This window comes from Pseudomonas anguilliseptica (assembly GCF_900105355.1).
GTDB classification, from domain to species: Bacteria; Pseudomonadota; Gammaproteobacteria; order Pseudomonadales; family Pseudomonadaceae; genus Aquipseudomonas; species Aquipseudomonas anguilliseptica.
In genome coordinates, this window is record NZ_FNSC01000001.1 from 4,028,071 (window position 1) to 4,052,322 (window position 24,252).

Annotated in this window: 24 protein-coding genes and 1 pseudogene; 14 read left to right on the top strand and 11 right to left on the bottom strand. The window is 56.6% G+C overall.

Going from position 1 to position 24,252, the window contains the following annotated elements; genetic code table 11:
* Window positions 1-153: 153 nt before the first annotated feature.
* Window positions 154-1,179, bottom strand: a complete 1,026-nt coding sequence (locus BLW24_RS19755) for a patatin-like phospholipase family protein (protein WP_090387806.1) — start codon at window positions 1,177-1,179, stop codon at window positions 154-156.
* A gap of 244 nt (window positions 1,180-1,423) precedes the next feature.
* On the opposite strand from BLW24_RS19755, the gene BLW24_RS19760 reads away from it, so the two are divergent.
* The 7 genes from BLW24_RS19760 to BLW24_RS19790 all read left to right on the top strand — a co-directional run bounded on the left by BLW24_RS19760 (window position 1,424) and on the right by BLW24_RS19790 (window position 8,528).
* A complete protein-coding gene (locus tag BLW24_RS19760) occupies window positions 1,424-1,702 on the top strand; it encodes a hypothetical protein (protein WP_090386246.1) in 279 nt (92 codons plus the stop codon).
* Window positions 1,702-2,310, top strand: coding sequence for a flavin reductase family protein (locus BLW24_RS19765; RefSeq protein WP_090386249.1), 609 nt, complete (start codon window positions 1,702-1,704; stop codon window positions 2,308-2,310). The genes BLW24_RS19760 and BLW24_RS19765 overlap by 1 nt, the downstream gene beginning before the upstream one ends.
* 187 nt (window positions 2,311-2,497) lie before the next feature.
* Window positions 2,498-4,462 carry a HAMP domain-containing methyl-accepting chemotaxis protein gene (locus tag BLW24_RS19770; RefSeq protein ID WP_090386252.1) on the top strand — a complete coding sequence of 655 codons (1,965 nt, stop codon included), beginning with the start codon at window positions 2,498-2,500 and terminating at the stop codon, window positions 4,460-4,462.
* A gap of 65 nt (window positions 4,463-4,527) precedes the next feature.
* Window positions 4,528-5,508, top strand: a complete 981-nt coding sequence (locus BLW24_RS19775) for an IS5 family transposase (RefSeq protein WP_090375326.1) — start codon at window positions 4,528-4,530, stop codon at window positions 5,506-5,508.
* Between the two features lie 215 nt (window positions 5,509-5,723).
* The gene (gene tnpB, locus BLW24_RS19780) at window positions 5,724-6,119 is read left to right on the top strand and encodes an IS66 family insertion sequence element accessory protein TnpB (RefSeq protein WP_244161054.1); all 396 of its coding nucleotides are present in this window, start codon (window positions 5,724-5,726) and stop codon (window positions 6,117-6,119) included.
* An 18-nt stretch (window positions 6,120-6,137) separates the two neighbouring features.
* A complete protein-coding gene (tnpC, locus tag BLW24_RS19785; protein WP_090386255.1) occupies window positions 6,138-7,694 on the top strand; it encodes an IS66 family transposase in 1,557 nt (518 codons plus the stop codon).
* A 33-nt stretch (window positions 7,695-7,727) separates the two neighbouring features.
* Entirely contained in the window at window positions 7,728-8,528 is an 801-nt protein-coding gene (locus BLW24_RS19790; protein WP_139272714.1) for a hypothetical protein, read from the top strand.
* A gap of 580 nt (window positions 8,529-9,108) precedes the next feature.
* On the opposite strand, the gene BLW24_RS19795 is transcribed toward BLW24_RS19790, so the two are convergent.
* A complete protein-coding gene (locus BLW24_RS19795; protein WP_090375425.1) occupies window positions 9,109-10,089 on the bottom strand; it encodes an IS5 family transposase in 981 nt (326 codons plus the stop codon).
* A 155-nt stretch (window positions 10,090-10,244) separates the two neighbouring features.
* Here BLW24_RS19795 and BLW24_RS19800 point away from each other — a divergent pair, with 155 nt between their 5' ends.
* Complete coding sequence (locus BLW24_RS19800; RefSeq protein ID WP_090386261.1) at window positions 10,245-11,606, top strand: UDP-glucose dehydrogenase family protein; 1,362 nt, start codon at window positions 10,245-10,247, stop codon at window positions 11,604-11,606.
* A 45-nt stretch (window positions 11,607-11,651) separates the two neighbouring features.
* Complete coding sequence (galU, locus tag BLW24_RS19805) at window positions 11,652-12,491, top strand: UTP--glucose-1-phosphate uridylyltransferase GalU (protein WP_090386263.1); 840 nt, start codon at window positions 11,652-11,654, stop codon at window positions 12,489-12,491.
* Between the two features lie 51 nt (window positions 12,492-12,542).
* Here galU and BLW24_RS19810 read toward each other — a convergent pair whose 3' ends face one another.
* Complete coding sequence (locus BLW24_RS19810) at window positions 12,543-12,965, bottom strand: VOC family protein (RefSeq protein WP_090386265.1); 423 nt, start codon at window positions 12,963-12,965, stop codon at window positions 12,543-12,545.
* Window positions 12,966-13,048: 83 nt separating this feature from the next.
* On the opposite strand from BLW24_RS19810, the gene gorA reads away from it, so the two are divergent.
* On the top strand, window positions 13,049-14,407 hold the full coding sequence (gene gorA / locus BLW24_RS19815; RefSeq protein ID WP_090386267.1) for a glutathione-disulfide reductase: 1,359 nt from the start codon (window positions 13,049-13,051) through the stop codon (window positions 14,405-14,407).
* 7 nt (window positions 14,408-14,414) lie between these two features.
* Window positions 14,415-15,038 (top strand): trimeric intracellular cation channel family protein, encoded by a 624-nt coding sequence (locus BLW24_RS19820; RefSeq protein ID WP_090386268.1) that lies wholly within the window; start codon window positions 14,415-14,417, stop codon window positions 15,036-15,038.
* A gap of 336 nt (window positions 15,039-15,374) precedes the next feature.
* Here the strand turns inward: BLW24_RS19820 and BLW24_RS19825 are convergent, their stop codons facing one another.
* Complete coding sequence (locus BLW24_RS19825) at window positions 15,375-15,983, bottom strand: hypothetical protein (protein ID WP_139272715.1); 609 nt, start codon at window positions 15,981-15,983, stop codon at window positions 15,375-15,377.
* Between the two features lie 166 nt (window positions 15,984-16,149).
* Entirely contained in the window at window positions 16,150-16,554 is a 405-nt protein-coding gene (locus BLW24_RS19830) for a substrate-binding domain-containing protein (RefSeq protein WP_090386273.1), read from the bottom strand.
* An 80-nt stretch (window positions 16,555-16,634) separates the two neighbouring features.
* Here BLW24_RS19830 and tnpB (BLW24_RS19835) point away from each other — a divergent pair, with 80 nt between their 5' ends.
* From tnpB (BLW24_RS19835) to BLW24_RS19845, 3 genes and pseudogenes are all read left to right on the top strand, one after another.
* The gene (tnpB, locus tag BLW24_RS19835) at window positions 16,635-17,030 is read left to right on the top strand and encodes an IS66 family insertion sequence element accessory protein TnpB (RefSeq protein WP_244161054.1); all 396 of its coding nucleotides are present in this window, start codon (window positions 16,635-16,637) and stop codon (window positions 17,028-17,030) included.
* Between the two features lie 18 nt (window positions 17,031-17,048).
* Window positions 17,049-18,604: pseudogene (gene tnpC / locus BLW24_RS19840) on the top strand (IS66 family transposase).
* 229 nt (window positions 18,605-18,833) lie between these two features.
* A complete protein-coding gene (locus tag BLW24_RS19845) occupies window positions 18,834-19,112 on the top strand; it encodes a helix-turn-helix domain-containing protein (protein WP_090386274.1) in 279 nt (92 codons plus the stop codon).
* 740 nt (window positions 19,113-19,852) lie between these two features.
* Here BLW24_RS19845 and BLW24_RS19850 read toward each other — a convergent pair.
* From BLW24_RS19850 to BLW24_RS19875, 6 genes are all read right to left on the bottom strand, one after another.
* Window positions 19,853-21,124, bottom strand: a complete 1,272-nt coding sequence (locus tag BLW24_RS19850) for a zonular occludens toxin domain-containing protein (RefSeq protein WP_090386275.1) — start codon at window positions 21,122-21,124, stop codon at window positions 19,853-19,855.
* Between the two features lie 5 nt (window positions 21,125-21,129).
* Window positions 21,130-21,420, bottom strand: coding sequence for a hypothetical protein (locus BLW24_RS19855; protein ID WP_090386276.1), 291 nt, complete (start codon window positions 21,418-21,420; stop codon window positions 21,130-21,132).
* 3 nt (window positions 21,421-21,423) lie between these two features.
* The gene (locus BLW24_RS25725) at window positions 21,424-22,911 is read right to left on the bottom strand and encodes a hypothetical protein (protein WP_139272717.1); all 1,488 of its coding nucleotides are present in this window, start codon (window positions 22,909-22,911) and stop codon (window positions 21,424-21,426) included.
* A gap of 142 nt (window positions 22,912-23,053) precedes the next feature.
* Entirely contained in the window at window positions 23,054-23,272 is a 219-nt protein-coding gene (locus tag BLW24_RS19860; RefSeq protein ID WP_090386277.1) for a hypothetical protein, read from the bottom strand.
* A 248-nt stretch (window positions 23,273-23,520) separates the two neighbouring features.
* Window positions 23,521-23,814 carry a hypothetical protein gene (locus BLW24_RS19870; RefSeq protein WP_090386282.1) on the bottom strand — a complete coding sequence of 98 codons (294 nt, stop codon included), beginning with the start codon at window positions 23,812-23,814 and terminating at the stop codon, window positions 23,521-23,523.
* A 68-nt stretch (window positions 23,815-23,882) separates the two neighbouring features.
* On the bottom strand, window positions 23,883-24,116 hold the full coding sequence (locus tag BLW24_RS19875; RefSeq protein ID WP_090386284.1) for a hypothetical protein: 234 nt from the start codon (window positions 24,114-24,116) through the stop codon (window positions 23,883-23,885).
* Window positions 24,117-24,252: the final 136 nt, after the last annotated feature.

Below are 24,252 nucleotides of genomic sequence, written 5' to 3' on the forward strand. Positions count from 1 at the left end.
CCCTGTCTGCTGACAGTTTGCCCACGCGGTAGAGGAGCAAACACATGAGCACTACTCGCCCTCTGGGTCGCGCTAAAGCGCGTTAGCCGCAGCAGCTTGCCGAGCCTGTTTTTAACGCAGCAGGGTCGACGCGCAGCAGATCGTAAAAAGGCTCTAGCGGTCCCCGCGCTCGTACTTATCCAGCGTATCGCTGGCGATCTGCCGGCCGAGCATGATCAGTTCCGGCGCCTTGTAGAACTCGAAGAAGCGGCACACGCGCTTGGGCACGTTGATCAGGATATCCGGCGGGTAACCAGCAATCTTGTACTGCGCCAACGAGGTCTGCATCACTTCGAAGCTCTGGTTGATCAGCTCCAGCAGGGATGCCGGGCCGCTGAGGTCGGCCACCCGTGAGCCGCTTGCAGATTTTGGCGCGGCAGGTTTGTCCAGACTGCTGCGGGTGTTCTGCTGCCAGGGGTTGATGGCTTCTGGCTGTAGTGCAGGGCTCTGGTCTTCCAGTAAAAGTAGTTCGTCATCTTCCCCGGGCTTGCGTTTGAACGAGGGTAGGCGTGAGCCGAGCGAACTCATCAGCAGGTCGAAGCGGCCCTTGAGCGCGGGTGCACGTTCGATAGTCGGCAGTTCGTAGTGTTGCTGATGGGCCGAGTTGAGGTTGACCGCGATAATCAGATCACAGTGCGCGGACACTACCGGGACGATGGGCAGGGGGTTGAGCAGGCCGCCGTCGACCAGCATGCGCTTGCCTTGCACCACCGGGGTGAACAGGCTGGGGATCGCAGCCGAGGCGCGCATGGCCTGGTGCAGGCAGCCTTCCTGGAACCAGATTTCCTGCTGGTTGGTCAGGTCGGTGGCCACGGCGGTGAAGGGGATGGGCAGCTCTTCAATATTGATCTCGCCGACTATTTCGCGAATTTTGCCGAAGACCTTTTCACCGCGAATCGCCCCTAGACGAAAGCTCACATCAAGCAGGCGCAATACGTCCAGATAATCCAAGCTCTGCGTCCATTCGCGGTATTCATTGAGTTTGCCGGCGGCGTAGATACCGCCGACCACCGCGCCCATGGAGCAACCGGCGATGCAGGCGATTTCATAACCACGGGCTTCCAGCTCCTCGATTACGCCGATGTGCGCATAACCGCGCGCACCTCCGGAGCCCAATACCAGTGCAATGCGCTTACTCATCTTGACGTCCCCCATCACTATTTATCTAGCGAACATACGCGCCGTGTCGTACGCCGCCAAGGCGCGATTTGCTAGTATCCAGCACATTCGAGTTTACCCGCTGTGGCTTGCTAGAGCGGTTGCAAGGGTGTTGGCACTTTTACCTGTTCTACGCGTCTTAGTGGCTGTATTGATGCGTCGCGAATATTGACGGCGATGCGTTGTGATGCCGAGTCAATCGTCTGTCTATTGCAGGAGTCACCTGATGAAACTGTGGATCGTGTTGCCCATGCTGCTGTTGGTGTTGAGCGGTTGTGCGGGGAAAACGGCTTATCGCAACAGCTGCGCCAATCAGCTGGACGCCGCCTGGCGCGAGCTGGACCTGGCCAAGGCCGAGGGTTTCGCCGGTACGGTGAGTTACTCCAAGGCGCTGTCGCTGCTGACAGCGGCGAAAACCCAGCAGCAGTTCGAGGGGTACAAAGGCTGTACGGCGAAGTCCGAGCGCGCCCGTTTCTATATCCGCGAGTCGCGAGCAGGCCGCTGATGCAACTGGACTTCAGCACACTGCAACCGCTCGAACGCTACCGCTGGCTGGCGTCGACCATCACCCCGCGACCGATTGCCTGGGTTTCCACGCAATCGACCGAGGGTGTCAGCAACCTGGCGCCGTTCAGCTTCTTCCAGGTGATCAGTGATGACCCGCCGACCCTGATGGTCAATGTCAATCACCGCGCCGATGGCGGCTTGAAAGACACTCTGCTGAATGTACAGGCCAATGGCGAACTGGTGATTCAACTGGTGTCCTTTGCCCAGGCCGAGGCGATGAATGCCAGCGCGGCGGTGCTGCCCTACGGCATCAGCGAGTTTGAGCAGTGCGGCATCGCCAGCCAGCCATCGCAGCGGGTTGCGCCGCCTCGGGTGGCTGGCGCAGCTGTGGCTTTTGAGTGTCGGGTGGCGCAGATTCAGGCTTATCCGGCAGAAAAGCCCAATTGCCATCTGATCTTCGCCGAAGTGCTGTTGGCGCATATCGACGATGCGGTGCTCAATGAGCAGGGCCGTATCGATGCGCACAAGCTCGATCTGGTCGGGCGTCTGGGTGGCATGGCCTATAGCCGCACCCGCGATACGTTCGAGATGCAGCGTCCCAACTAGCTCTGATCGCGGCTGACTCCTGTTGGGAGCGGTCGGCGCGGCAATCAAGCCAAAAGCGACCTCTGTTTAGCTGTTAGCACCACGCACCAGCCTGCTGGCTTGTCGCCAGCACGGCTGTGCTCCTATGTTGCCAACCTTGAATGCAGGCAGCGCCGGGCTGTCTTGTGGTCGTTCGACAGGGGGAGCTATGTGGACGGTGGTGCAGCGGCAGGTCGCCAGTTTGAGCACGGCGAGCAAACTGGCCTCGGGCTTTGGCATCGTTCTGGCGCTCACCGCTCTGGTGGCGGCCACCGGGTTTCTGGCACTGCGTGATGTCAGCGCGCGCTCGACGCTGCTGGAGCGCATGAGCGCGATCAATAGCCAGGTCATGCAGATTCGCCGCAGCGAGCAGGATTTTGTTCTCAGTAGCGACAAGCAGCACGCCACCCGGCTGCACGAACAGGCGCAGCAGATTCTCGACGCCAGTGCTGCGCTGCAGGCGTTGTTGCCGGAGGCCGAGCGGGCCGGGCTGGATCAGGTGGCCGAGGCTATGACAGCCTATCGCGCTGCCTTCGATCGCTATGTTGAGCAGAGCGACAATATGCACCTGTCGCTGGAGGCCGCGACCTGGTTGGTAGTCAGCGCGTCCAACAGCCTCGATCTGCTCAAAGACGGTTTGGCTGAAGACGGCGTCGATCTGCTCAAAAGCAGCCAGGGCCAGCAGGGCGGCGAATCCGTGCTGCAGGCGGGGCAGATCAGTCAGGTGCATCAGCTGTTGCTGCGTGCGCTGGATCAGGCTCGTGTGCTGCTGGAACAAAGCCGCAGCAGTGGCGAAGCGATTCCGACCCGTATTCAGGAAGCCGTCGAAGCCCAGCAGTTGGCCGGTGAGCTGCGCGATGCCATGGCGGACCCCGGTTATGCGGCGGTGTTGGCCGAGGTGATCGGCAACGTCAACTCCTTCAATGACCGGCTGGGCGAATACACCGGATTGTTGCAGCAGCAAAAGCGCGAATACCAGAGCCTGGTGCAACAGGCCGAACGCATCCTCAGTCTGGTTGATCAGGCCTACGGGCGGCAGAAGGCCAGCCTGCATGGACAGCTGCAGGCCAGTACCTGGTTGATTGTGCTGGCCACGGCGTTGGCGCTGCTGATCGGTCTGCTGGCAACGCTGACCATCACCCTGCTGATCGTGCGCCCGCTCAAACAGGTGATCGAACAGGCGCGGCGCATTGCCGAGGGTGACCTCAGCGTCCAGGTCGAGGTGCAGCGCGGCGACGAGATTGGCCAGTTGCAGGCGGCCATGCAGGGTATGTCCAGCAATCTGCGCGCGATGGTGGGGCGGCTGCAGGGTGGGGTGCTGCAGATATCCGCGTCTGCGCAGTCGCTGTCAGCCAGTACCGAGCAAACGCGTCTGGGCGTGAATGGGCAGAAGGTGGAAACCGATCAGGTCGCCACCGCCATGAGTGAAATGACCGCCACCGTGTACGAGGTGGCACGCAATGCCGAGGCTGCGGCGTCGTCCACCGAACAGGCTGATCACCGCGTCAATAGCGGCGTAGCGGTGGTGCAGCAGACCCTGGAGCGAATCAACCAACTGGCCAGTGCCATGCAGATCACCACCCAGAGCATCGAGCGGCTCAGCCAGGACACCCAGCGCATCGACTCGGTGCTGGATGTGATCAAGAGCGTGGCCGAACAGACCAACCTGCTGGCACTCAACGCGGCTATCGAAGCCGCACGGGCGGGTGAGCAGGGCCGTGGTTTTGCCGTGGTGGCCGATGAGGTGCGTGCGCTGGCGCGGCGTACCCAGCAGTCCACGGCGGAAATCGAAGGGCTGATCGCCACCCTGCGCGAGGGCACTCGGCGCTCTGTAGAGGACATGCGTCAGAGCGGCGCATTGGTGACGCAGACCGTGGCAGATGCCAACCAGACCGAAGGCGCGTTGGCGGAAATCGCCGCTGCAGTCAGCCAGATCTTCGAGATGAACCAACAGATTGCCGCTGCGGCCGAACAGCAGACGGCGGTGGCGGAAGAAATCAGCCGCAGCGTTACCTCGATTCGCGATATTGCCGATCAGTCCGCGTTGGCCATGGATGAATCCGCCAACTCCAGTATTGAGCTGGCAGAGCTGGGCCGCGAGCTGCAGGGTATGGCTGGGCGTTTCCGCCTTTAGGGATGGTCTGAAAAAGACTTCCTGATTTTGGCAAAATATCCGCACTCCACCCGCCGAGTTTTCCGATGAAGCAGATGACCTTCGCCGACGCCGAGTACGCCGGCAAGCGCAAGCAGACCCGCAAAGAATTGTTCCTGATCGAGATGGATCGGGTAGTGCCGTGGAAAGGGTTGATCGCTTTGATCGAGCCGCATTATCCAAAGGGTGAAGGCGGCCGACCGTCCTATCCGCTGATGGCGATGCTGCGAGTGCATCTGATGCAAAACTGGTTCGGTTACAGCGATCCGGCGATGGAAGAGGCGCTGTACGAGACCACCATCCTACGCCAGTTTGCCGGGCTGACTCTGGAGCGCATTCCTGACGAAACCACCATCCTCAACTTCCGCCGCTTGCTGGAAAAACACGAACTGGCTGCCGGCATCCTGGCCGTGATCAATGGCTACCTGGGTGACCGTGGTTTGTCGCTGCGCCAAGGCACCATCGTCGATGCCACGCTGATCAACGCGCCGAGTTCAACCAAGAACAAGAACGGTAAGCGTGACCCTGAGATGCACTCAACCAAGAAAGGCAATCAGTATTACTTCGGCATGAAGGCGCACATCGGGGTGGATGACGAGTCTGGCTTGGTGCACAGCGTGGTGGGTACTGCCGCCAACGTGGCGGATGTCACCCAGGTCGATAAGCTGCTGCACGGCGAGGAAAACATGGTGGGGGCCGATGCCGGATATACCGGTGTCGAGAAGCGCCCCGAGCATGAGGGCCGTCAAGTGATCTGGCAGGTTGCAGCACGGCGTAGCACTTACAAGAAACTCGGTAAGCGCAGCGCGCTGTACAAAGCCAAGCGCAAAATCGAGAAGGCCAAGGCCCAAGTGCGAGCCAAGGTCGAGCATCCGTTTCGGGTGATCAAGCGTCAGTTCGGTTATGTGAAGACGCGCTTCCGTGGCCTGGTCAAAAACACGGCGCAACTGGTGACTTTATTCGCGCTGTCAAATCTGTGGATGGCGCGCCGACATTTACTGACGAATGCAGGAGAGGTGCGCCCGTAATGCTGGAAATGGCTGCCGCGAGGTGCTCGCGGCGGCTAAAAACACAGAAATGAGCCGGTAATCTGATCGTTTTTGATCGATTTATCACTTTCGAAATCAGCAGAGGCTGACGTCAGCCAGAAATGCATTGCTACTTCAGAGGATCCTTAGCTGTGCCTGCGATGTATGGTAAGCGCTCCATAAACCTCATCTACAAATGATCCGCAGGCCAGCCAATGCTGAGCTCCAATTTCTTTCTGGAGCCAGCCGTCATGATGCGCCCCGACGCCAAAGTCGAAAAAGTCTATCTATACCCCAAGCCGGTGGATTTCCGAAAATCCATCGATGGCCTGGCCGCCCTGGTCGAGCTGGATATCAAGGTGGCGGTGTTCGACCCGGTGCTGTTCGTCTTCCTCAACCGCGCGCGCAGCCGGGTGAAGATTTTGTATTGGGAGCGCAACGGCTTTTGCCTGTGGCTCAAGCGATTGGAGGCTGAACGCTTCAAGTCGCATCCGGAACCTGGCGAAGATGCGATCGTGCTGACGGCCCAGGAGTTGAACTGGTTGTTGGACGGTATCGACCTGTGGCGCAACCGGCCGCACCAGGTTTTGACCCCTAGGTTCGTCACCTGAGCCGGTATAATCCACGGCATGATTTCTGTGCCCGAAACCCTTCCTGATGACCCCGCCGCGCTCAAGCAATTGCTCGCTGAGGTGTTGTCGTCGGCGCAGGAATTGGCCAAGGACAAGGATGGGCAGATCGAGCGCCTGCGCGAACAAAACGCGCTGTTGATCCAGCGCCTGTTCGGCCGTAAATCCGAGCAGAGCAGCGACCCGGATTCACCGCAGCTAGAGATGTTCAACGAAGCGGAAAGCCTGGCCGAAGCGGCGGCTGAAGCTCCGGCCGCTGAGGTCGAGGAAGAAGTCGTTGCGCCGACCAAGTGCCGCGGCAAGCGCAAGCCGTTACCGGCCGAACTACCGCGTGTCGAGGTCATCCACGAACTGCCCGAACACGAACTGACCTGCGAATGCGGTTGCCGCAAGCAGGCCATCGGCGAAGAAACCAGCGAGCAGCTGGAAATCATCCCGATGCAGGTTCAGGTGATCCGCCACGTTCGCAAGACCTATGCCTGCAAGGCCTGCGAAAGCGCGCCGGTCACCGCTGACAAACCGGCCCAACTGATCGAGAAAAGGCTGGCCAGCCCGAGCGTGCTGGCGATGCTGCTGACCAGCAAATACGCCGACGGCATCCCACTGTATCGCTTCGAAAAGATGCTCAGTCGCCATGGCATCGACATCCCCCGGCAGACCCTGGCGCGCTGGGTGATCCAGTGCGGCGAACTGCTACAACCGTTGCTCAACCTGATGCGCGACAGGCTGCTGGACAGTCCGGTGATCCACTGCGATGAAACCCGCGTGCAGGTGCTCAAGGAGCCTGGGCGCGATCCGAGCAGCCACTCCTGGATGTGGGTGCAGACCGGTGGCCCGCCTGGCAAACCGGTGATCCTCTTCGACTACACAACCAGCCGCGCGCAGGAGGTGCCGCTGCGCCTGCTCGACGGTTATCGCGGCTACCTGATGACCGACGATTACGCCGGCTACAACGCCGTGGCCGCACAACAAGGTGTTGAGCGCCTGGCCTGCTGGGCGCATGCGCGGCGCAAGTTCGTCGAAGCGCAAAAGGTGCAACCGAAGGGCAAAACCGGGCGTGCCGACATCGCGTTGGGGATGATCAACAAGCTCTACGGCATCGAGCGCGAACTTAAGGATGCCAGCGATGAACAGCGCTACCGGGGCCGCCAGCAGCACAGCCTACCGCTCCTCGATCAGCTCAAGACCTGGCTGGAGAAAACCCAGCCGCAGGTCACGGCGCAGAATGCCCTGGGCAAAGCAGTGAACTACCTGGCGAGCAACTGGAGCCGACTCGAACGCTACATCGAGGCTGGCCACCTGCAGATCGATAACAACGCTGCCGAGCGCGCGATCCGGCCCTTCGTCATAGGTCGCAAGAACTGGCTGTTCAGCGACACGCCGAAAGGCGCGACCGCCAGCGCCCAACTCTACAGCCTGGTGGAAACCGCCAAGACCAATGGCCAGGAGCCCTACGCCTGGCTGCGCCATGTCCTCGAACGCCTGCCGCTGGCCAACAGCGTTGAAGCCTACGAAGCGCTGCTGCCTTGGAACTGCCAACCAACGACGCCACTGTAAAACGCAAAACCTCTCCAGAGGGAGGTGGGGTCTATGGAGCGCTTACATTTGACCGACCCATCAGGACCGCTTGTGCCGCATCATCCATTGCGCTCCAAGGTGATTGACTGCTTCAGCAGTAGCTGGAAGCGGGCCAGTCCTCATCACACGATGAGGGCAGTTGAGTTTCTGACGTCGATATATGACCGCTTTCGAGCTGCTGGATTGGCTGACCCTCATTTTGAGAAAGAGCTGGCCAGCGGAAAAGCTGACACTTACGCCCAAAAAGTGGCCGAGCTTCTGCTAGCAGACATGCTTTGGAACGATGGGTTTTCCTTAGAAAGCTCCCCTCAAGGGCCAGATTTCTACGTCTCGAAAGGCGGGAAATCCGCGTGGCTTGAGTTGCATACCCCTATTCCTAACGGTGTTCCCTCGACTCTGTTTACCGGTAGCGGGGGCGTGATGGGCTTTCCTCATGAAAAGATAAATTTGCGTTGGACCAACGCCATATCCGAGAAGGCGAGAAAGCTAGAGGGGTACTTGGAGAAAGGGATAGTCCGACCAGATGATGGGTATGTGATTGTTGTGAACTCCAGCCTTTTGGCTCCAGGCCCGTCAGGCGGCCTCCATGGTGTGAGTCAGTTTCCTGTGCCAGTAGAGGTGCTGTTCGGTGTTGGCCCGATAGAGGTTGAGATAGACCGTGTTACTGGGGAGATTTTGGATCAACGAAACCAGCACAGGCCAATGATTACTAAGTCCCCGACTGTTGGAGTGCCGGCAGATACGTTCCTCGACAAAAAATTTACGGCGGTTAGTGCTGTGCTGGGGTTTCTCTCCGAGAGCAAAAAGGACTAGAGGAGGGGGGGCGATCACGTTTCGGTGATTGTGTACAACCCACTAGCACAGAACCCGGTTGAAGCTGGCTGGATAACTTCTCAAGCACATTGGGGGTGTACGGTTGGCGCAGAAAACTATGAGATAGCGGCTATTGAACCGCTATCAAAAGCCTAAGACTGAGTGTAGGCAAGAGGCACCAAGGCCCCGAAGCGGCAATAGGTTGCTTGCCTTCAAGCAAGTGGATTGAGATTTAGGGATACGTTTAGGGATACGCTGAAGTATTTCCATATGGCAAGGCCAGTAAAGACAGTGCCTATGGCGCTATGTTCGACTCCGGCTTCGGCACCATGTACATGATTTCAGATGTTCTTGCATGAACCTGAAATCCTCTAAAACCGGCCTTCGTTGCCGGTTTTTTTGTGTCTGATGTTTGTACAAATATCTTTATCTAGGGATGGTCTGAAGTAGCCATGTATTTCTGGCTGACTTCAGCCCCCGCCGATTTTGAAAGCGGCAAATCGATCAAAAACGATCAGATTACCCATTCATTTCTGTGTTTTTAGCCGCCGCGAGTAGCTCGCGGCAGCCATTTCCCGCATTACAGGCGCACCTCTCCTGCATTGGTCAGTAAATGTCGGCGTGCCATCCACAGGTTCGACAGCGCGAACAGCGTCACCAGTTGCGCCGTGTTCTTGGCCAAGCCACGGAAGCGTGTCTTTACATAACTGAACTGACGCTTGATCACCCGGAACGGGTGCTCAACCTTGGCGCGCACCTGGGCCTTGGCCTTCTCGATCTTGCGTTTGGCTTTGTACAGCGGGCTGCTCTTACCCAGCTTCTTATAGGTGCTGCGGCGGGCAGCAACCTGCCAGATCACCTCGCGCCCATCATGTTCGGGGCGCTTTTCGACACCGGTATAACCCGCATCGGCGCACACCACGTTTTCCTCGCCGTGCAGCAACTTGTCGACCTGAGTGACATCCGCCACGTTGGCCGCCGTGCCTACCACGCTGTGTACCAGCCCCGACTCGTCATCCACGCCAATGTGCGCCTTCATGCCGAAGTAGTATTGGTTGCCCTTCTTGGCCTGGTGCATCTCTGGGTCGCGTTTGCCGTCCTTGTTCTTGGTCGAACTCGGCGCATTGATCAGCGTGGCATCGACGATGGTGCCTTGGCGCAACGACAGGCCACGGTCGCCAAGATAGCCATTGATGACGGCCAGGATGCCGGCAGCCAACTCATGTTTCTCCAGCAGACGACGGAAGTTGAGGATGGTGGTTTCGTCGGGGATACGTTCCAGACTCAGCCCGGCGAACTGCCGCAGGATAGTGGTCTCGTACAGCGCTTCTTCCATCGCCGGGTCGCTGTAGCCGAACCAGTTCTGCATCAGGTGCACACGTAGCATCGCCATCAGCGGATAGGCCGGCCGACCGCCTTCACCCTTGGGGTAATACGGTTCGATCAGTGCGATCAAACCCTTCCACGGCACCACCCGATCCATCTCGATCAGGAACAACTCTTTGCGGGTCTGCTTGCGTTTGCCGGCGTACTCGGCATCGGCGAAGGTCATTTGCTTCATCGGAAAACTCGGCGGGTGGCGTCCGGGCATTTTGCCAAAATCAGGAAGTCTTATTCAGAGTTTCCCTAGGCTTGTCATCTGGATGTCGCGCGCATGTCATACCCCTGCCATCTGCTTTAGCTGCAATCGCGGTAACTCAGTGAGGAGTGCAGGCGATGCGGATTTGTGTGATCGGAGCAGGGTATGTAGGGCTGGTATCGGCGGCCTGTTTTGCCGAGATGGGCAATCGGGTGATCTGCATTGAGCGTGATGTGCAACGTGTGGTTCGGCTTGCCCGTGGCCAGTCGCCGATTTACGAGCCGGGGCTGGAGGCCATGCTGCAAACACATTTGAGCAGCGGTCAACTGAGCTTCAGCCGGCATCTGCATGAAGGTATCAAACAGGCCGAGATTATCTTTATCGCAGTCGGCACGCCGAGCGGGGAGGACGGCTCAGCGGACTTGTCGCATGTTCTGGCCGTGGCCGATGAACTGGGCGACCTGCTTGAGCAGAACTGCGTGGTGGTGAATAAATCAACGGTACCCGTAGGCACGGCAGAACGTGTTGCACAGCGCATCAACGGCCGATTGAGCAAACGCGGCAAACGCTTTGCGGTGACGCTGGCGAGTAACCCGGAGTTTCTCAAGGAAGGTTCGGCGATTGACGACTTTATGCGTCCCGACCGGGTGATTGTCGGCTGCGATGAGCCCGATGGGCATGAGTTGTTACGTCGCCTGTATGCGCCATTCCTGCGCAATCATGAGCGTTTGTTATGCATGGGGCTGCGGGCGGCTGAATTCAGCAAATATGCCGCCAACGCCTTTCTGGCCACCAAGATTTCCTTTATCAATGAAATGGCCAGCCTCTGTGCACGCCTGGATGTCGACATCGAGGATGTGCGGCGCGGCATCGGCAGCGACAAACGTATTGGTACCCACTTTATCTACGCCGGTTGCGGTTATGGTGGCTCCTGTTTCCCCAAGGATGTGCGGGCGCTGATTCGCTGCGCAGAGCAGGAAGGCATTGAACCGGGCATCCTGCGCGCAGTCGAAGCCCGTAACGCGCTGCAGAAAACCCTGTTGTTTCAGGCATTGCGTGAGCACTTTTCCGGTTATTGGCAAGGGCGGGTGGTGGCGCTGTGGGGCCTGGCGTTCAAGCCAGGTACCGATGATCTGCGCGAAGCACCCAGCCTGGTTTTGCTCGATGCCTTGCTGGCTGTCGGCGTCACCGTTCAGGCGTGTGATCCGGTCGCGACAACGGCTCTTGCAGAGCGCTACAGTCAGGCGATTGATAGCGGTCAACTGCGCTTGAGCACGTCGCCATATAGCGTTGTTGAAGGTGCAGATGCGCTGGTGCTCGTCACCGAATGGAAGCAGTTTCGCCAGCCCGACTTCGCCCGCATTCGTGGTTTGATGCGCATGCCTGTGCTGTTTGACGGGCGTAATATCTACGATGCCATGCAGTTGGCAGAGCTGGGTTTTCTTTACCGAGGCATTGGCCGGCCCGCGCAGGGGCATTGTAAGGCCAGTGCAGCCTGATAAACTGCGCACGCAATTTTCACCCCCATCTCCCCAAGGTTTCCCATGATCAAGAAATGCTTGTTCCCAGCAGCCGGTTACGGCACCCGCTTTCTGCCAGCCACCAAGGCCATGCCCAAGGAAATGCTGCCGATCGTGAACAAGCCGCTGATCCAGTACGGCGTCGAAGAGGCGTTGGAAGCCGGGCTGACGGAAATTGCCATGATCACCGGCCGCGGCAAACGTGCCCTGGAAGATCACTTCGACATCAGCTACGAGCTTGAGCAACAGATACGTGACACCGACAAGGAAAAATACCTGGTTGGCATTCGTCGTTTGATCGACGAGTGCAGTTTTTCCTACACCCGTCAGGTGGAAATGAAAGGCCTCGGCCACGCCATTCTCTGTGGCCGCCCACTGATTGGTGATGAGCCCTTCGCCGTAGTGCTGGCTGACGACCTGTGCCTGAACCTGGAAGGCGACGCGGTGCTGACGCAGATGGTCAAGCTGTACAACCAGTTCCGCTGCTCGATCGTCGCCATTCAGGAAGTGCCACCGGAAGAAACCCATAAATATGGGGTGATCGCCGGCGAGATGATTCGCGACGACATCTACCGTGTTAACAGCATGGTCGAGAAGCCCAAGTCGGAAGACGCGCCGTCGAATCTGGCGATCATCGGTCGCTATATCCTGACTCCGGACATCTTCGAGCTGATTGAGCAAACCGAACCTGGCAAGGGCGGCGAAATCCAGATCACCGACGCACTGATGAAGCAGGCGCAGAATGGCTGCGTGATGGCCTACAAGTTCAAGGGCAAGCGTTTCGATTGCGGCGGTGCAGAAGGCTATATCGAAGCCACCAACTTCTGCTTCGAGAACCTCTACAAAACCGGCAAGGCCTATTGATTAGGCACTTGACGCGGTAATACACAGCCACCTTCGGGTGGCTGTGTGCATTTAGGGCAAGGATATCTGCTCAGCGCCAGGCCCTAACGGCTGGCCGTAGCTGAACTCCACATAGTTGCCTGCGGGATCGCGCAGGCCGCAGTAGTAACCAACAGGGTAGGGCTCATCACGTGGCTCCCAGACCAGACACCCTGCCACTCGTGCTCGCGCCGCGATGCGATCAACCTGCTCTCGACTTTCCAGGGCAAAGCCCAAGTGACTGTAGTCGTCCGCAGCCAATTGGCGATCCTGCCCCCCCGGCATGATCACAAAAATAAAGCTGTGTTCCTTACCCTGTTCGGCCATCCAGACAATCCGTGAGCCTTTGCCAGCGCGCTGGTGAATCACCTGCATCGCGCAGAACTGCTCGTAAAAATTTACGCAGGCATCGAGGTCAGGCACGTGCAAGGCCAGATGAGTAAGAGTAGGGCGCATAACGACTCTCCTGTTCTGCATGGCATCAAGTTTAGGCACTGGAGCTCCTTGGGGTATGCTGGCAGCTTGTTCTGGAGGCTGAAATGACCTACGACTTCGACCTGTTTGTAATTGGCGCCGGTTCCGGCGGTGTGCGGGCTGCGCGATTTGCTGCCGGCTATGGCGCGCGCGTGGCGGTTGCCGAAAGCCGCTACCTCGGCGGCACCTGCGTCAATGTTGGCTGCGTACCGAAGAAACTGCTGGTTTATGGTGCACACTTCGCCGACGACTTCGCACAGGCGCAAGGCTTTGGCTGGGAACTGGGGGAGAGCAAGTTCGACTGGTCGACCCTGATCAGTAACAAAAACCGTGAAATCGACCGACTCAATGGCATCTATCGCAACCTGTTGGTTAACAGTGGTGTGACCTTGCTCGAAGGCCACGCGCGGATTGTCGATGAACACAGTGTTGAACTGGGCGGACAGCGTTACAGCGCCAAGCACATCCTGATTGCCACCGGCGGCTGGCCGCAGATTCCTGAAGTGCCTGGGCATGAACATGCCATTGGCTCGAATGAGGTTTTCTTTCTTGAGCAGCTGCCCAAGCGCGTGCTGGTGGTGGGCGGCGGTTATATCGCCGTGGAATTCGCTTCGATCTTCAACGGACTGGGCGCATGCACCTCGCTGCTTTATCGCGGAGAGCTGTTCCTGCGTGGCTTCGACAAGGCCGTGCGCTTGCACCTAGAGGAAGAGTTGAGCAAGCGTGGTGTGGATCTGCAATTCAACAGCGATATCGCCCGCATCGACAAGCAGGCCGATGGCAGCCTGCTGGCCACCCTCAAGGATGGCCGCGTGCTTGAAACCGACTGTGTTTTCTATGCCACCGGACGCCGGCCGATGCTGGATAACCTGGGACTGGAAAATACCCATGTGCAGCTCGATGAGCGCGGCTTTATCAAGGTCGACGAGCAATACCAGACTACGGTACCGTCAATCCTCGCCATCGGCGATGTGATCGGTCGCGTACAGCTGACGCCCGTAGCACTGGCCGAAGGCATGGCGGTAGCACGACGCCTGTTCAAGCCTGAGGAATACAGCAAGGTCGACTACCGGCTGATCCCTACGGCCGTATTCAGCCTGCCGAATATAGGCACAGTCGGGCTCAGTGAAGAGCAGGCGAAGGAGGAGGGCTACAACGTCACGGTCTTCGAAAGCCGCTTCCGTCCGATGAAGCTGACCATGACCGAAAGCCAGGAGCGCACCCTGATGAAACTGGTGGTGGACGCTGCCACAGACCGCGTACTGGGCTGTCATATGGTTGGCCCGGACGCCGGTGAAATTGTCCAGGGACTGGCAGTGGCGCTTAAAGCAGGCGCAACCAAGCAATTGTTCGATGAAACCATCGGCGTGCATCCAACGGCCGCCGAAGAGTTCGTCACCATGCGTACCCCTGTGTCCTCCTGAGGTCAGCATGGCGCAACTGTTCTATCTGGCCGATCTGTTCGGCGTTGCGGTCTTTGCCATCACCGGCGCACTGATGGCCGGGCGCAAGTCCATGGACCTGTTTGGTGTACTGGTGATAGCCATCGTTACTGCGCTTGGCGGTGGCACGCTGCGTGATGTAATACTGGACAACCATCCGGTTAGCTGGATTCGCAACGACCTGTATATCGTTGTCGCATCGCTGGCAGCCGTCGCTACGGTGCTCTGGGTACGTCTGACGCAGCCAATCCACGAGAAAGGCCTGTTACTGGCGGATGCTTTCGGGCTGGCGGTATTTACCGTGATCGGAACCGAGGTCGCCATGCAACACAACGTGCCCCACAGCACGGCAGTGATCATGGGCGTGATGACCGGTGTAGCCGGTGGGGTCATGCGCGATGTGATCTGCAATGAGATCCCGCTGATCTTCCAGAAAGAAATCTATGCAACAGCCTGCATTGCCGGTGCCCTGATGTTTATCGGCATGCGTGCGCTGGACACACCACACTGGCTAGATACCGGGGTGGCCATGCTGACCGTGCTGCTGATTCGCCTGGCGGCCATTCGCTGGCATATAGCGCTGCCCAGCTTTCATTTATTGGATCGTGACTGAAAGGAGTGAGCGGAGGCAACAGGGATTGAGCTAAGGGGGTTGGCATGAGTCAGGGACGCATACAACCGCCCGAAGCACGCCGAGAACTGCGACTGCTCTGTGTGCTGGTCATAACTGCAAATGGCCTCATTAACTGTCAGCCAAACAAACCGTAGTTAATCCAGCTGACGAAAGCCCGTAAACCCTTGATTTATGGGCCTCGTAATCTGCACCTGTGACGTGGCGTTATATTAACAGCACTTCCATAGCCCTTGGCATTTACCTTGTGAGCCCAATATTATATCGGGCTTCAATGCAGTGACTGATACCGAGAACACGAGTTTGGAGTGGCTTACTCTAGTGTGATTTGCTTATTGGAGACCATTCATTGCGCACTTTTTTGTAGTAGTCGCCCATGCCGTAACTAACCCAAATTGCACGAGTTTCCTCTGAGAAAAGGCCCTCTTTGAGCGCTTCGCGCAGTACTGCCTGCGTGGCTGAGTCGGTCTTTGGATTGCACGCCAACCAGCGATCCAACTGAGCGACCGTAAATAAGCGTGTGACCGCTATCTCTTCTCTAGCAGCCAGTTCTGAACTTACATCACTCAGTAATACGTCGAAGCGCTTGGCGTTGAGCATTTTTAGGCCAAGCGCATTGATATGCAGGGGGACGTATTTTATCCCGGCATCGTCGAGAAGGTATCGAACTTCGGCCATATCTACAGTGCTTACCTTGTAATTCTTCAGATCGTTGAGGGAAGTGGCCTCAACTTGAGCATCGCGGCGTGCATACGCCCATATGAAGATTGGGGTAATTTTACTGAGATAGATTAAAACCTCAGCATCAGAAGCTGAGTAATTTAATGCCAATACGCAGGTATCGGGTGTTTGTTGCGAAAACTGAAGGGCGCGCCGAATTGGCATTGACACTATTCGGGTCTTGATGCCTCGATTTTGCGCAATCATTTCGAACGAATCGACATATGGTCCGGAAATTTTCCCCGATCGCTCAGTGACAAATGGAGGGTAGGGCTCAACTAGAACAGTGACACCATTAGCCAGCGCGCCATGCGCCAGGCTCAGTAGCAGTACTAAAGGCAGCAACCTATAAACTGACATACTTTTTTGAGCCTCATTGACGAGTGATCAATTTCAGAGGGGTTTGTACAAATGTAGGCAGGTCCTTTTGTGGGGTTTCTTCTGAGAGTGCTTTTAGAGCCATTTCGATACCAAAAACGGCCTGCTGCCCTGCGAACTGATCGACCGTGGCCAATATACGACCGTCCGCCAGCATAGGCGCTATTGGTGAAATATTGTCGTAGCCAATAATCTTAATTTTGCCCTCACGGCCAGCATTGCGCACGGCAGTAGCTACACCCAGGGCCATGCTGTCGTTGCCACACAAAAAGGCCTTGAGGTCTGGGTATTTTTGTAGCATTTCGGTTGCAACTCTCTCAGCGATAACCGTCTCCCACTGACCACTCTGGACTTCTACGACATCTATCCCAGCACTCGCCATTGAGGCGCGCACGACCATCAAGTTTATTGTCGATATTGATTACGGTTATTCGTAAGCGCTCCATAAACCTCATCTACAAATGATCCGCAGGCCAGCCAATGCTGAGCTCCAATTTCTTTCTGGAGCCAGCCGTCATGATGCGCCCCGACGCCAAAGTCGAAAAAGTCTATCTATACCCCAAGCCGGTGGATTTCCGAAAATCCATCGATGGCCTGGCCGCCCTGGTCGAGCTGGATATCAAGGTGGCGGTGTTCGACCCGGTGCTGTTCGTCTTCCTCAACCGCGCGCGCAGCCGGGTGAAGATTTTGTATTGGGAGCGCAACGGCTTTTGCCTGTGGCTCAAGCGATTGGAGGCTGAACGCTTCAAGTCGCATCCGGAACCTGGCGAAGATGCGATCGTGCTGACGGCCCAGGAGTTGAACTGGTTGTTGGACGGTATCGACCTGTGGCGCAACCGGCCGCACCAGGTTTTGACCCCTAGGTTCGTCACCTGAGCCGGTATAATCCACGGCATGATTTCTGTGCCCGAAACCCTTCCTGATGACCCCGCCGCGCTCAAGCAATTGCTCGCTGAGGTGTTGTCGTCGGCGCAGGAATTGGCCAAGGACAAGGATGGGCAGATCGAGCGCCTGCGCGAACAAAACGCGCTGTTGATCCAGCGCCTGTTCGGCCGTAAATCCGAGCAGAGCAGCGACCCGGATTCACCGCAGCTAGAGATGTTCAACGAAGCGGAAAGCCTGGCCGAAGCGGCGGCTGAAGCTCCGGCCGCTGAGGTCGAGGAAGAAGTCGTTGCGCCGACCAAGCGCCGCGGCAAGCGCAAGCCGTTACCGGCCGAACTACCGCGTGTCGAGGTCATCCACGAACTGCCCGAACACGAACTGACCTGCGAATGCGGTTGCCGCAAGCAGGCCATCGGCGAAGAAACCAGCGAGCAGCTGGAAATCATCCCGATGCAGGTTCAGGTGATCCGCCACATTCGCAAGACCTATGCCTGCAAGGCCTGCGAAAGCGCGCCGGTCACCGCTGACAAACCGGCCCAACTGATCGAGAAAAGCCTGGCCAGCCCGAGCGTGCTGGCGATGCTGCTGACCAGCAAATACGCCGACGGCATCCCACTGTATCGCTTCGAAAAGATGCTCAGTCGCCATGGCATCGACATCCCCCGGCAGACCCTGGCGCGCTGGGTGATCCAGTGCGGCGAACTGCTACAACCGTTGCTCAACCTGATGCGCGACAGGCTGCTGGACAGTCCGGTGATCCACTGCGATGAAACCCGCGTGCAGGTGCTCAAGGAGCCTGGGCGCGATCCGAGCAGCCACTCCTGGATGTGGGTGCAGACCGGTGGCCCGCCTGGCAAACCGGTGATCCTCTTCGACTACACAACCAGCCGCGCGCAGGAGGTGCCGCTGCGCCTGCTCGACGGTTATCGCGGCTACCTGATGACCGACGATTACGCCGGCTCAACGCCGTGGCCGCACAACAAGGTGTTGAGCGCCTGGCCTGCTGGGCGCATGCGCGGCGCAAGTTCGTCGAAGCGCAAAAGGTGCAACCGAAGGGCAAAACCGGGCGTGCCGACATCGCGTTGGGGATGATCAACAAGCTCTACGGCATCGAGCGCGAACTTAAGGATGCCAGCGATGAACAGCGCTACCGGGGCCGCCAGCAGCACAGCCTACCGCTCCTCGATCAGCTCAAGACCTGGCTGGAGAAACCCCAGCCGCAGGTCACGGCGCAGAATGCCCTGGGCAAAGCAGTGAACTACCTGGCGAGCAACTGGAGCCGACTCGAACGCTACATCGAGGCTGGCCACCTGCAGATCGATAACAACGCTGCCGAGCGCGCGATCCGGCCCTTCGTCATAGGTCGCAAGAACTGGCTGTTCAGCGACACGCCGAAAGGCGCGACCGCCAGCGCCCAACTCTACAGCCTGGTGGAAACCGCCAAGACCAATGGCCAGGAGCCCTACGCCTGGCTGCGCCATGTCCTCGAACGCCTGCCGCTGGCCAACAGCGTTGAAGCCTACGAAGCGCTGCTGCCTTGGAACTGCCAACCAACGACGCCACTGTAAAACGCAAAACCTCTCCAGAGGGAGGTGGGGTCTATGGAGCGCTTACGGTCGATGCTGCTCAAGCTCAACAAATCGCCATAGCTGATAGTGATCTCCAAATACCGGCGCAAGCGGGATCTCGGCATGCCTGTAGGTGGTAAACATTCATGCGCCTCTTCATTTAAGCTATATACAGCATAGCTCATTCAGGGCCAAAAAGGCTTCATCGTTCCTTTTGCGAGGACGCAAAGTGGAACTGAATGAAGCGCTGGGTTTAGTGATAAAGGCGATTCGGCAGCAGAGGGCGCTCTCTCAGGAAAACCTGGGAGCAAGTCAGAGCTACATCAGTATGATCGAGCGTGGTAAGTGGAACCCCACCATTGGAAAAATTGAGCAAGTCGCAGAGGTTCTCTCTGTCCAACCAGCAACGCTGCTGGTTCTTGCACACCTGAAGCAAACATCTACGTCCGATGTGGACGCGATCCGAAAGGAAGTCCAAACCGAGGTTGCTGGTTTCATGGCTGGCTGAAAGTAGCGCAGATAGGCCCATGAGTTTCAAAATTGCCGACTGGGAAACGCTGTAATTTCAAATTTGCCTTTCAAACTCAAGGGAAGAAAGGTGTCAGGGTGAATTCGGTTTCGCAAGAAAGCCTCCTGTAGGGTAGGAATCGTCAAAATCCGGGGAGGCTGCCCCGGGTTTTGACAATTCCCCTCAATAATTTTGAGATTTCCTTCCGGGTATTGGAGGCCCCTTGCCCATGATCTGGAACGTGTTGCACAGCTGTCGCTTTTTGAGGGCGATTGAAGTCCTCCGCATGGTCAGAGGGCAACGGCAACGACGGGAGAGTCAGTGATGCCACTCGCGGCCGGCGCCGAACACCGCGCATGCCTCTCCGTACCAGGCCATCGGACCAGTCCGACGAAGGCGGGCGGGCACCATTTAGAGCAAAAATTAGTCCCGAGGATGGCGAGGGAATTTCGAATTTGCGATTTTCTGGGAGAGCTTGTTTCAAATTCAGACGAATTTTCCGGCCAGCCGTAGGAGTTTCAGATGAAAAGTCTCGAATTTCCGTATTCGCAAGGGTATTTCGGTTGCTGAGCACCTAAATTGCAACACTTCTGAAACGGCACTCACTTAACATAATATACATTATGCGAAGCCTCTAGTCAGGAAGGCGCCAGAACGGCGCTGTGCTTTGCGTTCTACGCGATCTGGTATCACGCAGCGGGTTTTAATCAAAAGCGCTCAGAAAACGATTCTAGGCGGTTTTATTCGAACGGGATGGTTCGCGGCGCTCTGGATGTGTCTGCAACGATAACCGGTGATCTGGCTGGCGGTTGAACTGGTGCTGCTGTGGCTACTGCGCTCTGTTCGCTCTGCTCACCGCGCGCAGTAGTCACAGCGGCAACGGTTTGAACCTGGGGCGGCAATATGCCGGTAGCGGTTTGCTGACCAGTCCAGGGCGTTATGCGCTCACCATCAACGTCACAGTAAACATCAATTTCACCCTCGTAATACTGGCAATCAGTGATGGCAACAATGCGGCGCATACCGGTAACGGTAGCAAGCAAGACTTGGCGGTTTAGATCTGGGTTTGGGTCTGATGCCTTGGATTTGTCGAGATAACCAGCAACGCGCCAGGTAGTGGATAAGACCACCTTAGGGGGCTGATCTGCAGGGACGACTGTAGTAACAACCTGCTCTGAAAGTAACGGACTAGTAACAGGCTCAAGACCTGGAGGCGGCGGATTTACCATAGCTGGGGATTGTTCAGGCTGAATTGCTGGGACTGACTTAGATTCCTTTGGTTGAACTGGGGCTTGAAGATAATCAAGTACAGCGATAACACCGAAAATAGGCCCGAGAGTGCCGAATATCAGACAGAACCATAGCCACTTGGAATGCCAAATATTGGAGCGTTTGTCTGCCATGGTTTCGTCACCAGCAGAGACGCTATCTGACTGGGTTGCACTGCGGTAGTACTGGTAAATCTCTGGCTTATAGGTGCCAGTGGTTTGCCGGATAAGGAGGCGCTTCGGAGGGTTATCACCGGTGGGACAACCCTTGTAAATATCGACGCGGAATCGCTTGGTTGAACCAAGAGCATCGAGCTTTTCCATACGGTAGGCATGGGCAACCAGCTTGCGAACCCAGGAACTCAAGTCGGCTGCATCCTGGGTGACCAGAATCACGCGCATAGCCTTGCCGGTGGCGTCTACGCGATGGCGGTGCTCTTTGAGTAACGCCATGTCCTGGACAGGAACCTGATTAACCTTTTGGCCTGACGGATACTTGCGCCAAACCTCGTCGAGTATCAGCACGCAACCGTTCGGAATGCTTTCGGAAAACTCAATATCCTCGTACCAATCATCGGGCAGCTGGGTTATTTCGCCGCCATAAACGGAGGTGAGCAAAGATACCTCTAAGGGAATATTGGTAACTACGTGCCTCCCCTCTTTCAACGAAGGAATAACGCAGTACTCAACTACACCGTATGACTTGCCAGAGCCTGGAAGGCCCATGTATGCGTCAATTGCCATAATGATTACCTTCCGATGAATGGGATTTTTGACCAAACCCAGCGAGTGGTTATGGCACTGATAACTAGCTGAATTCCCCAGTTGAACTGTATCAACTGAAGAAAGTAGCCAAAGGGGCCAGTCCACTGGGCGAGCAAGGAAACAGCCTGATCGAGAAATTCAGGCGGAACTTGATCACTAATAAAGTCGGCAATCTCAGCAAGAAAGTCTGAATAAAGCTTCTTTGGATACCAGCCTAAAAGCTCCATTAACCAGTCTAAAAAATTGCTTATTTGCAACTTGATCCAATCAATCATAAGTCACCCGAAGAATATCCAAACAGCGGCAAGCGCCCATAGGGTTTTAGCAATGAGAGTTATTAAATCCTCATTACCAGCAATAACAGCGCAATGGCCGTCATAAGTTACTGGGCCGAGAAGCTCAGTTTGACCCGTAAAAGTTGGACAAGCACCGCCAGAGGGAGCTTGGAGCTGACGCAACTTAGAAGGAATAGGCGAATTATCAACAGTATCGAAAAAAGTTGTAGTGGACTCAGCAAAGCTAGGAACTTCTTCTAGTTCTGGAAATGGAATATCAGCACCACCGCCCTCTCCTTCGCCGCAGTCGTCACCAGTGCAGTCGCCGAAGCCGTCACCGTCGCCATCGGGGTTGCCATTTTTATCGGGGCAGTTATCACCTGTACAAGTGCCAGAGACACTCTCAGTAGTGCCATTGCCATCCTTGATAGTGGTAGTTGTCGTAGTGGTGGTTTTGGTGGTACAGGCGCTGCCTTTGCAGCTTGTAGCGGTCTGAACATCGGTTTTAGTGATCTTAGTCTTACCGTCTGGCTGAGGCTTAGTATCGACCTTAGTTGCAATACTAATGCCCTCTCCTACTGCCTTGTTAAGGGCTTCTGAGCACTTGAATTCGGAACCTACAAAACCGCACTTTGTTTTACCCTCAGAGGCTTCAAACTTGGAGCTGACACAGACCTGATTGCCCTGGGAATCGGTAGTGTAAGTGCATGGCTTCTGCTCTTTCTTTTTCTCAAGCTCTTTGAGGGTGCAAGCTGGAGAACCAGGGTCAGCACAGATAGTGTCTGATGGTTTTTGCCCGCTACCAGTAGCTGGCGGAGTGTAATTGCCAGTTAGGACGGTTGAGGCCTTGCACTTGTATGTGCCGGGCTGAGAAACACCAGGGACGAGTACGCCCTCGCTAAAGTATGGGACAGCAGGTGTTGGAGGAAAATACTTGCAATCTGCCTCTGGCTTGAAACCTTCAGCGGTTGAAACTTCGCAACCATCTTTATTCTGCATGGCTTCAGCCTGGGGAGGGCCGCCGGGTGTTTCATACATCCAGAATCGACGGACGCCTCCAGTACCCGCGTAATACTTACATTGTGTTTGAGGGAGAGCTGTATTGAGGCTAACGCAAACACCGCCTTGAATAACGCGAGGCGGTGCTACGGATTCATCAAAACAAACAGAGCCATCTGGGTCGACGGGAGAAACGCACTTGCCGAGTAGAATGTCATAAGTTGAATTAGGGTCAGCACATTGATCACCGTAGCGATAAATATAAAGATTGAAGCCGTTACCGGGACTAGTTACTACACGGCAAACCCAAAAAGAGGAGTGGGGGTCACAGAACTGGACACTATGCCAACCATTACCGGTAATTGTAGCTTGGGCAGCCGCTTGGGGCGTGGGGCCTTGATGGTTCCCGGCGCCGTGGGCTTGCCAATAATAGGCCTGAGCAAAAGAAGAAGATGAAAATAGAAAAAGGGCAATTAAAATTATTGAACGCATTAGATACACCCTTAAAGACCATGAAAGAAAGAGTGAGCGGCAAGAATTCCGGTTATGAAAAAAACGAGTCCATACAAGTCAGCCATCGTTATTACCTCGAATAAAAAAGGGCCGGTTAAGGCCCTTTATGCTGTAGGCGCTGTTACTTGCCGCCGCGAGCCATGGAAACGAGCTTGTAGATACCGAAAGAGAGAGCAGCGACGCCGAGGAGGATTACGCCAATGGCGACCATGCCGCCCTTTACGGGAGCCATTTCGGCAGTAGCTGCGGCGGTCATGTCGGCCAGACCTTCAGCGAAGGCAGGCGAAGCGATGATTAGAGTTGCAGCACCGGCGGCGAGAAGTTGTTTCAGTTGTTTCATATGTCACCTCAGAAGGGTTTGTGCTTTTGAACGAAGTGGTACAGATACCTGACCGAGAAGGAGACAACCCCTAACGTCGTGTACAGGCTGAATCCGAGGACTACAGCGAGGCCCATTTGTACTGGATCAAGCTGTACGACCTCGAAAGGTGCAGGGACTGGAACAAGTGTCCAGACCCCATTACATAGGGGGGCACCGTCAGCAGCGACTGTTACGTCACCGTCGCAAATGAGAGTGCCAGCGGCCATTTAGCTGGCAGCCTGTACGCGAGAAGTAGCCGCGGCCGAAAGCTTGCGAGCCTGGCGCGGATCGATGTCAATGGTGATGCGTTCGTCTTTAACACCGATGGTCAAATCGGCTTCATATTCGCCGGCCTGGAGTACTTCGCTCGGCTGAGTGCAGTAGTACGAAAACTTTTGAGGAAACGGGACGCCGGGCAGATGCGCGTAGGCTTCGGCCATCGTGTAAGGCTTGCCAGAACCCTTGGCAGTGCCAGAACGGTAATTGCCAGTAGTGGTGATTTTCATAGTCAGTGCGGTCATGGTGTTGCCCTCTTGCTAGTGGCAGCTCAGCGCGTTGGCTGGCCGTTGGTTTGCCCTTGTGGGCGGAATCAGTAGCCCATCCATTCGGCAATGCAGGACGTGCCTTTTTCTTGCCGTTCGACGAACCAAAATTTTTCGGGTTTAGCGCCCTGCTCTTTCCGAAGTTCAACCGCGGCTAGTGCCTGATCGACGGATTCAGCCAAAACCGGATTAAGAAATGCGGTACGGGTCTGCTGCTGGAAAGCAAGGTTGCGACGCTGGCCAGCGCTGAGCTGAGTGCCCTGGAAGCTGACGGTTTTCATGCGGCAACCTCTGAGCAAGCTGCGTCAAGGCAATCAGGGCATATGGCAAATTCAGGCGGCAGGCGGTGGTCTGCAATCAGGTCTGGAGACTGGGCAGGCTGGGCCATTAGCTGACCCATTGACGTCTCACAGAGGT

Coding starts and splice junctions, on each gene's coding strand:
- BLW24_RS19755 (WP_090387806.1), bottom strand. CDS start 1,179: ATGAGTAAGCGCATTGCACTGGTATTGGGCTCCGGAGGTGCGCGCGGT.
- BLW24_RS19760 (WP_090386246.1), top strand. CDS start 1,424: ATGAAACTGTGGATCGTGTTGCCCATGCTGCTGTTGGTGTTGAGCGGT.
- BLW24_RS19765 (WP_090386249.1), top strand. CDS start 1,702: ATGCAACTGGACTTCAGCACACTGCAACCGCTCGAACGCTACCGCTGG.
- BLW24_RS19770 (WP_090386252.1), top strand. CDS start 2,498: ATGTGGACGGTGGTGCAGCGGCAGGTCGCCAGTTTGAGCACGGCGAGC.
- BLW24_RS19775 (WP_090375326.1), top strand. CDS start 4,528: ATGAAGCAGATGACCTTCGCCGACGCCGAGTACGCCGGCAAGCGCAAG.
- tnpB (WP_244161054.1), top strand. CDS start 5,724: ATGCTGAGCTCCAATTTCTTTCTGGAGCCAGCCGTCATGATGCGCCCC.
- tnpC (WP_090386255.1), top strand. CDS start 6,138: ATGATTTCTGTGCCCGAAACCCTTCCTGATGACCCCGCCGCGCTCAAG.
- BLW24_RS19790 (WP_139272714.1), top strand. CDS start 7,728: ATGGAGCGCTTACATTTGACCGACCCATCAGGACCGCTTGTGCCGCAT.
- BLW24_RS19795 (WP_090375425.1), bottom strand. CDS start 10,089: ATGAAGCAAATGACCTTCGCCGATGCCGAGTACGCCGGCAAACGCAAG.
- BLW24_RS19800 (WP_090386261.1), top strand. CDS start 10,245: ATGCGGATTTGTGTGATCGGAGCAGGGTATGTAGGGCTGGTATCGGCG.
- galU (WP_090386263.1), top strand. CDS start 11,652: ATGATCAAGAAATGCTTGTTCCCAGCAGCCGGTTACGGCACCCGCTTT.
- BLW24_RS19810 (WP_090386265.1), bottom strand. CDS start 12,965: ATGCGCCCTACTCTTACTCATCTGGCCTTGCACGTGCCTGACCTCGAT.
- gorA (WP_090386267.1), top strand. CDS start 13,049: ATGACCTACGACTTCGACCTGTTTGTAATTGGCGCCGGTTCCGGCGGT.
- BLW24_RS19820 (WP_090386268.1), top strand. CDS start 14,415: ATGGCGCAACTGTTCTATCTGGCCGATCTGTTCGGCGTTGCGGTCTTT.
- BLW24_RS19825 (WP_139272715.1), bottom strand. CDS start 15,983: ATGATTGCGCAAAATCGAGGCATCAAGACCCGAATAGTGTCAATGCCA.
- BLW24_RS19830 (WP_090386273.1), bottom strand. CDS start 16,554: ATGGTCGTGCGCGCCTCAATGGCGAGTGCTGGGATAGATGTCGTAGAA.
- tnpB (WP_244161054.1), top strand. CDS start 16,635: ATGCTGAGCTCCAATTTCTTTCTGGAGCCAGCCGTCATGATGCGCCCC.
- BLW24_RS19850 (WP_090386275.1), bottom strand. CDS start 21,124: ATGGCAATTGACGCATACATGGGCCTTCCAGGCTCTGGCAAGTCATAC.
- BLW24_RS19855 (WP_090386276.1), bottom strand. CDS start 21,420: ATGATTGATTGGATCAAGTTGCAAATAAGCAATTTTTTAGACTGGTTA.
- BLW24_RS25725 (WP_139272717.1), bottom strand. CDS start 22,911: ATGCGTTCAATAATTTTAATTGCCCTTTTTCTATTTTCATCTTCTTCT.
- BLW24_RS19860 (WP_090386277.1), bottom strand. CDS start 23,272: ATGAAACAACTGAAACAACTTCTCGCCGCCGGTGCTGCAACTCTAATC.
- BLW24_RS19870 (WP_090386282.1), bottom strand. CDS start 23,814: ATGACCGCACTGACTATGAAAATCACCACTACTGGCAATTACCGTTCT.
- BLW24_RS19875 (WP_090386284.1), bottom strand. CDS start 24,116: ATGAAAACCGTCAGCTTCCAGGGCACTCAGCTCAGCGCTGGCCAGCGT.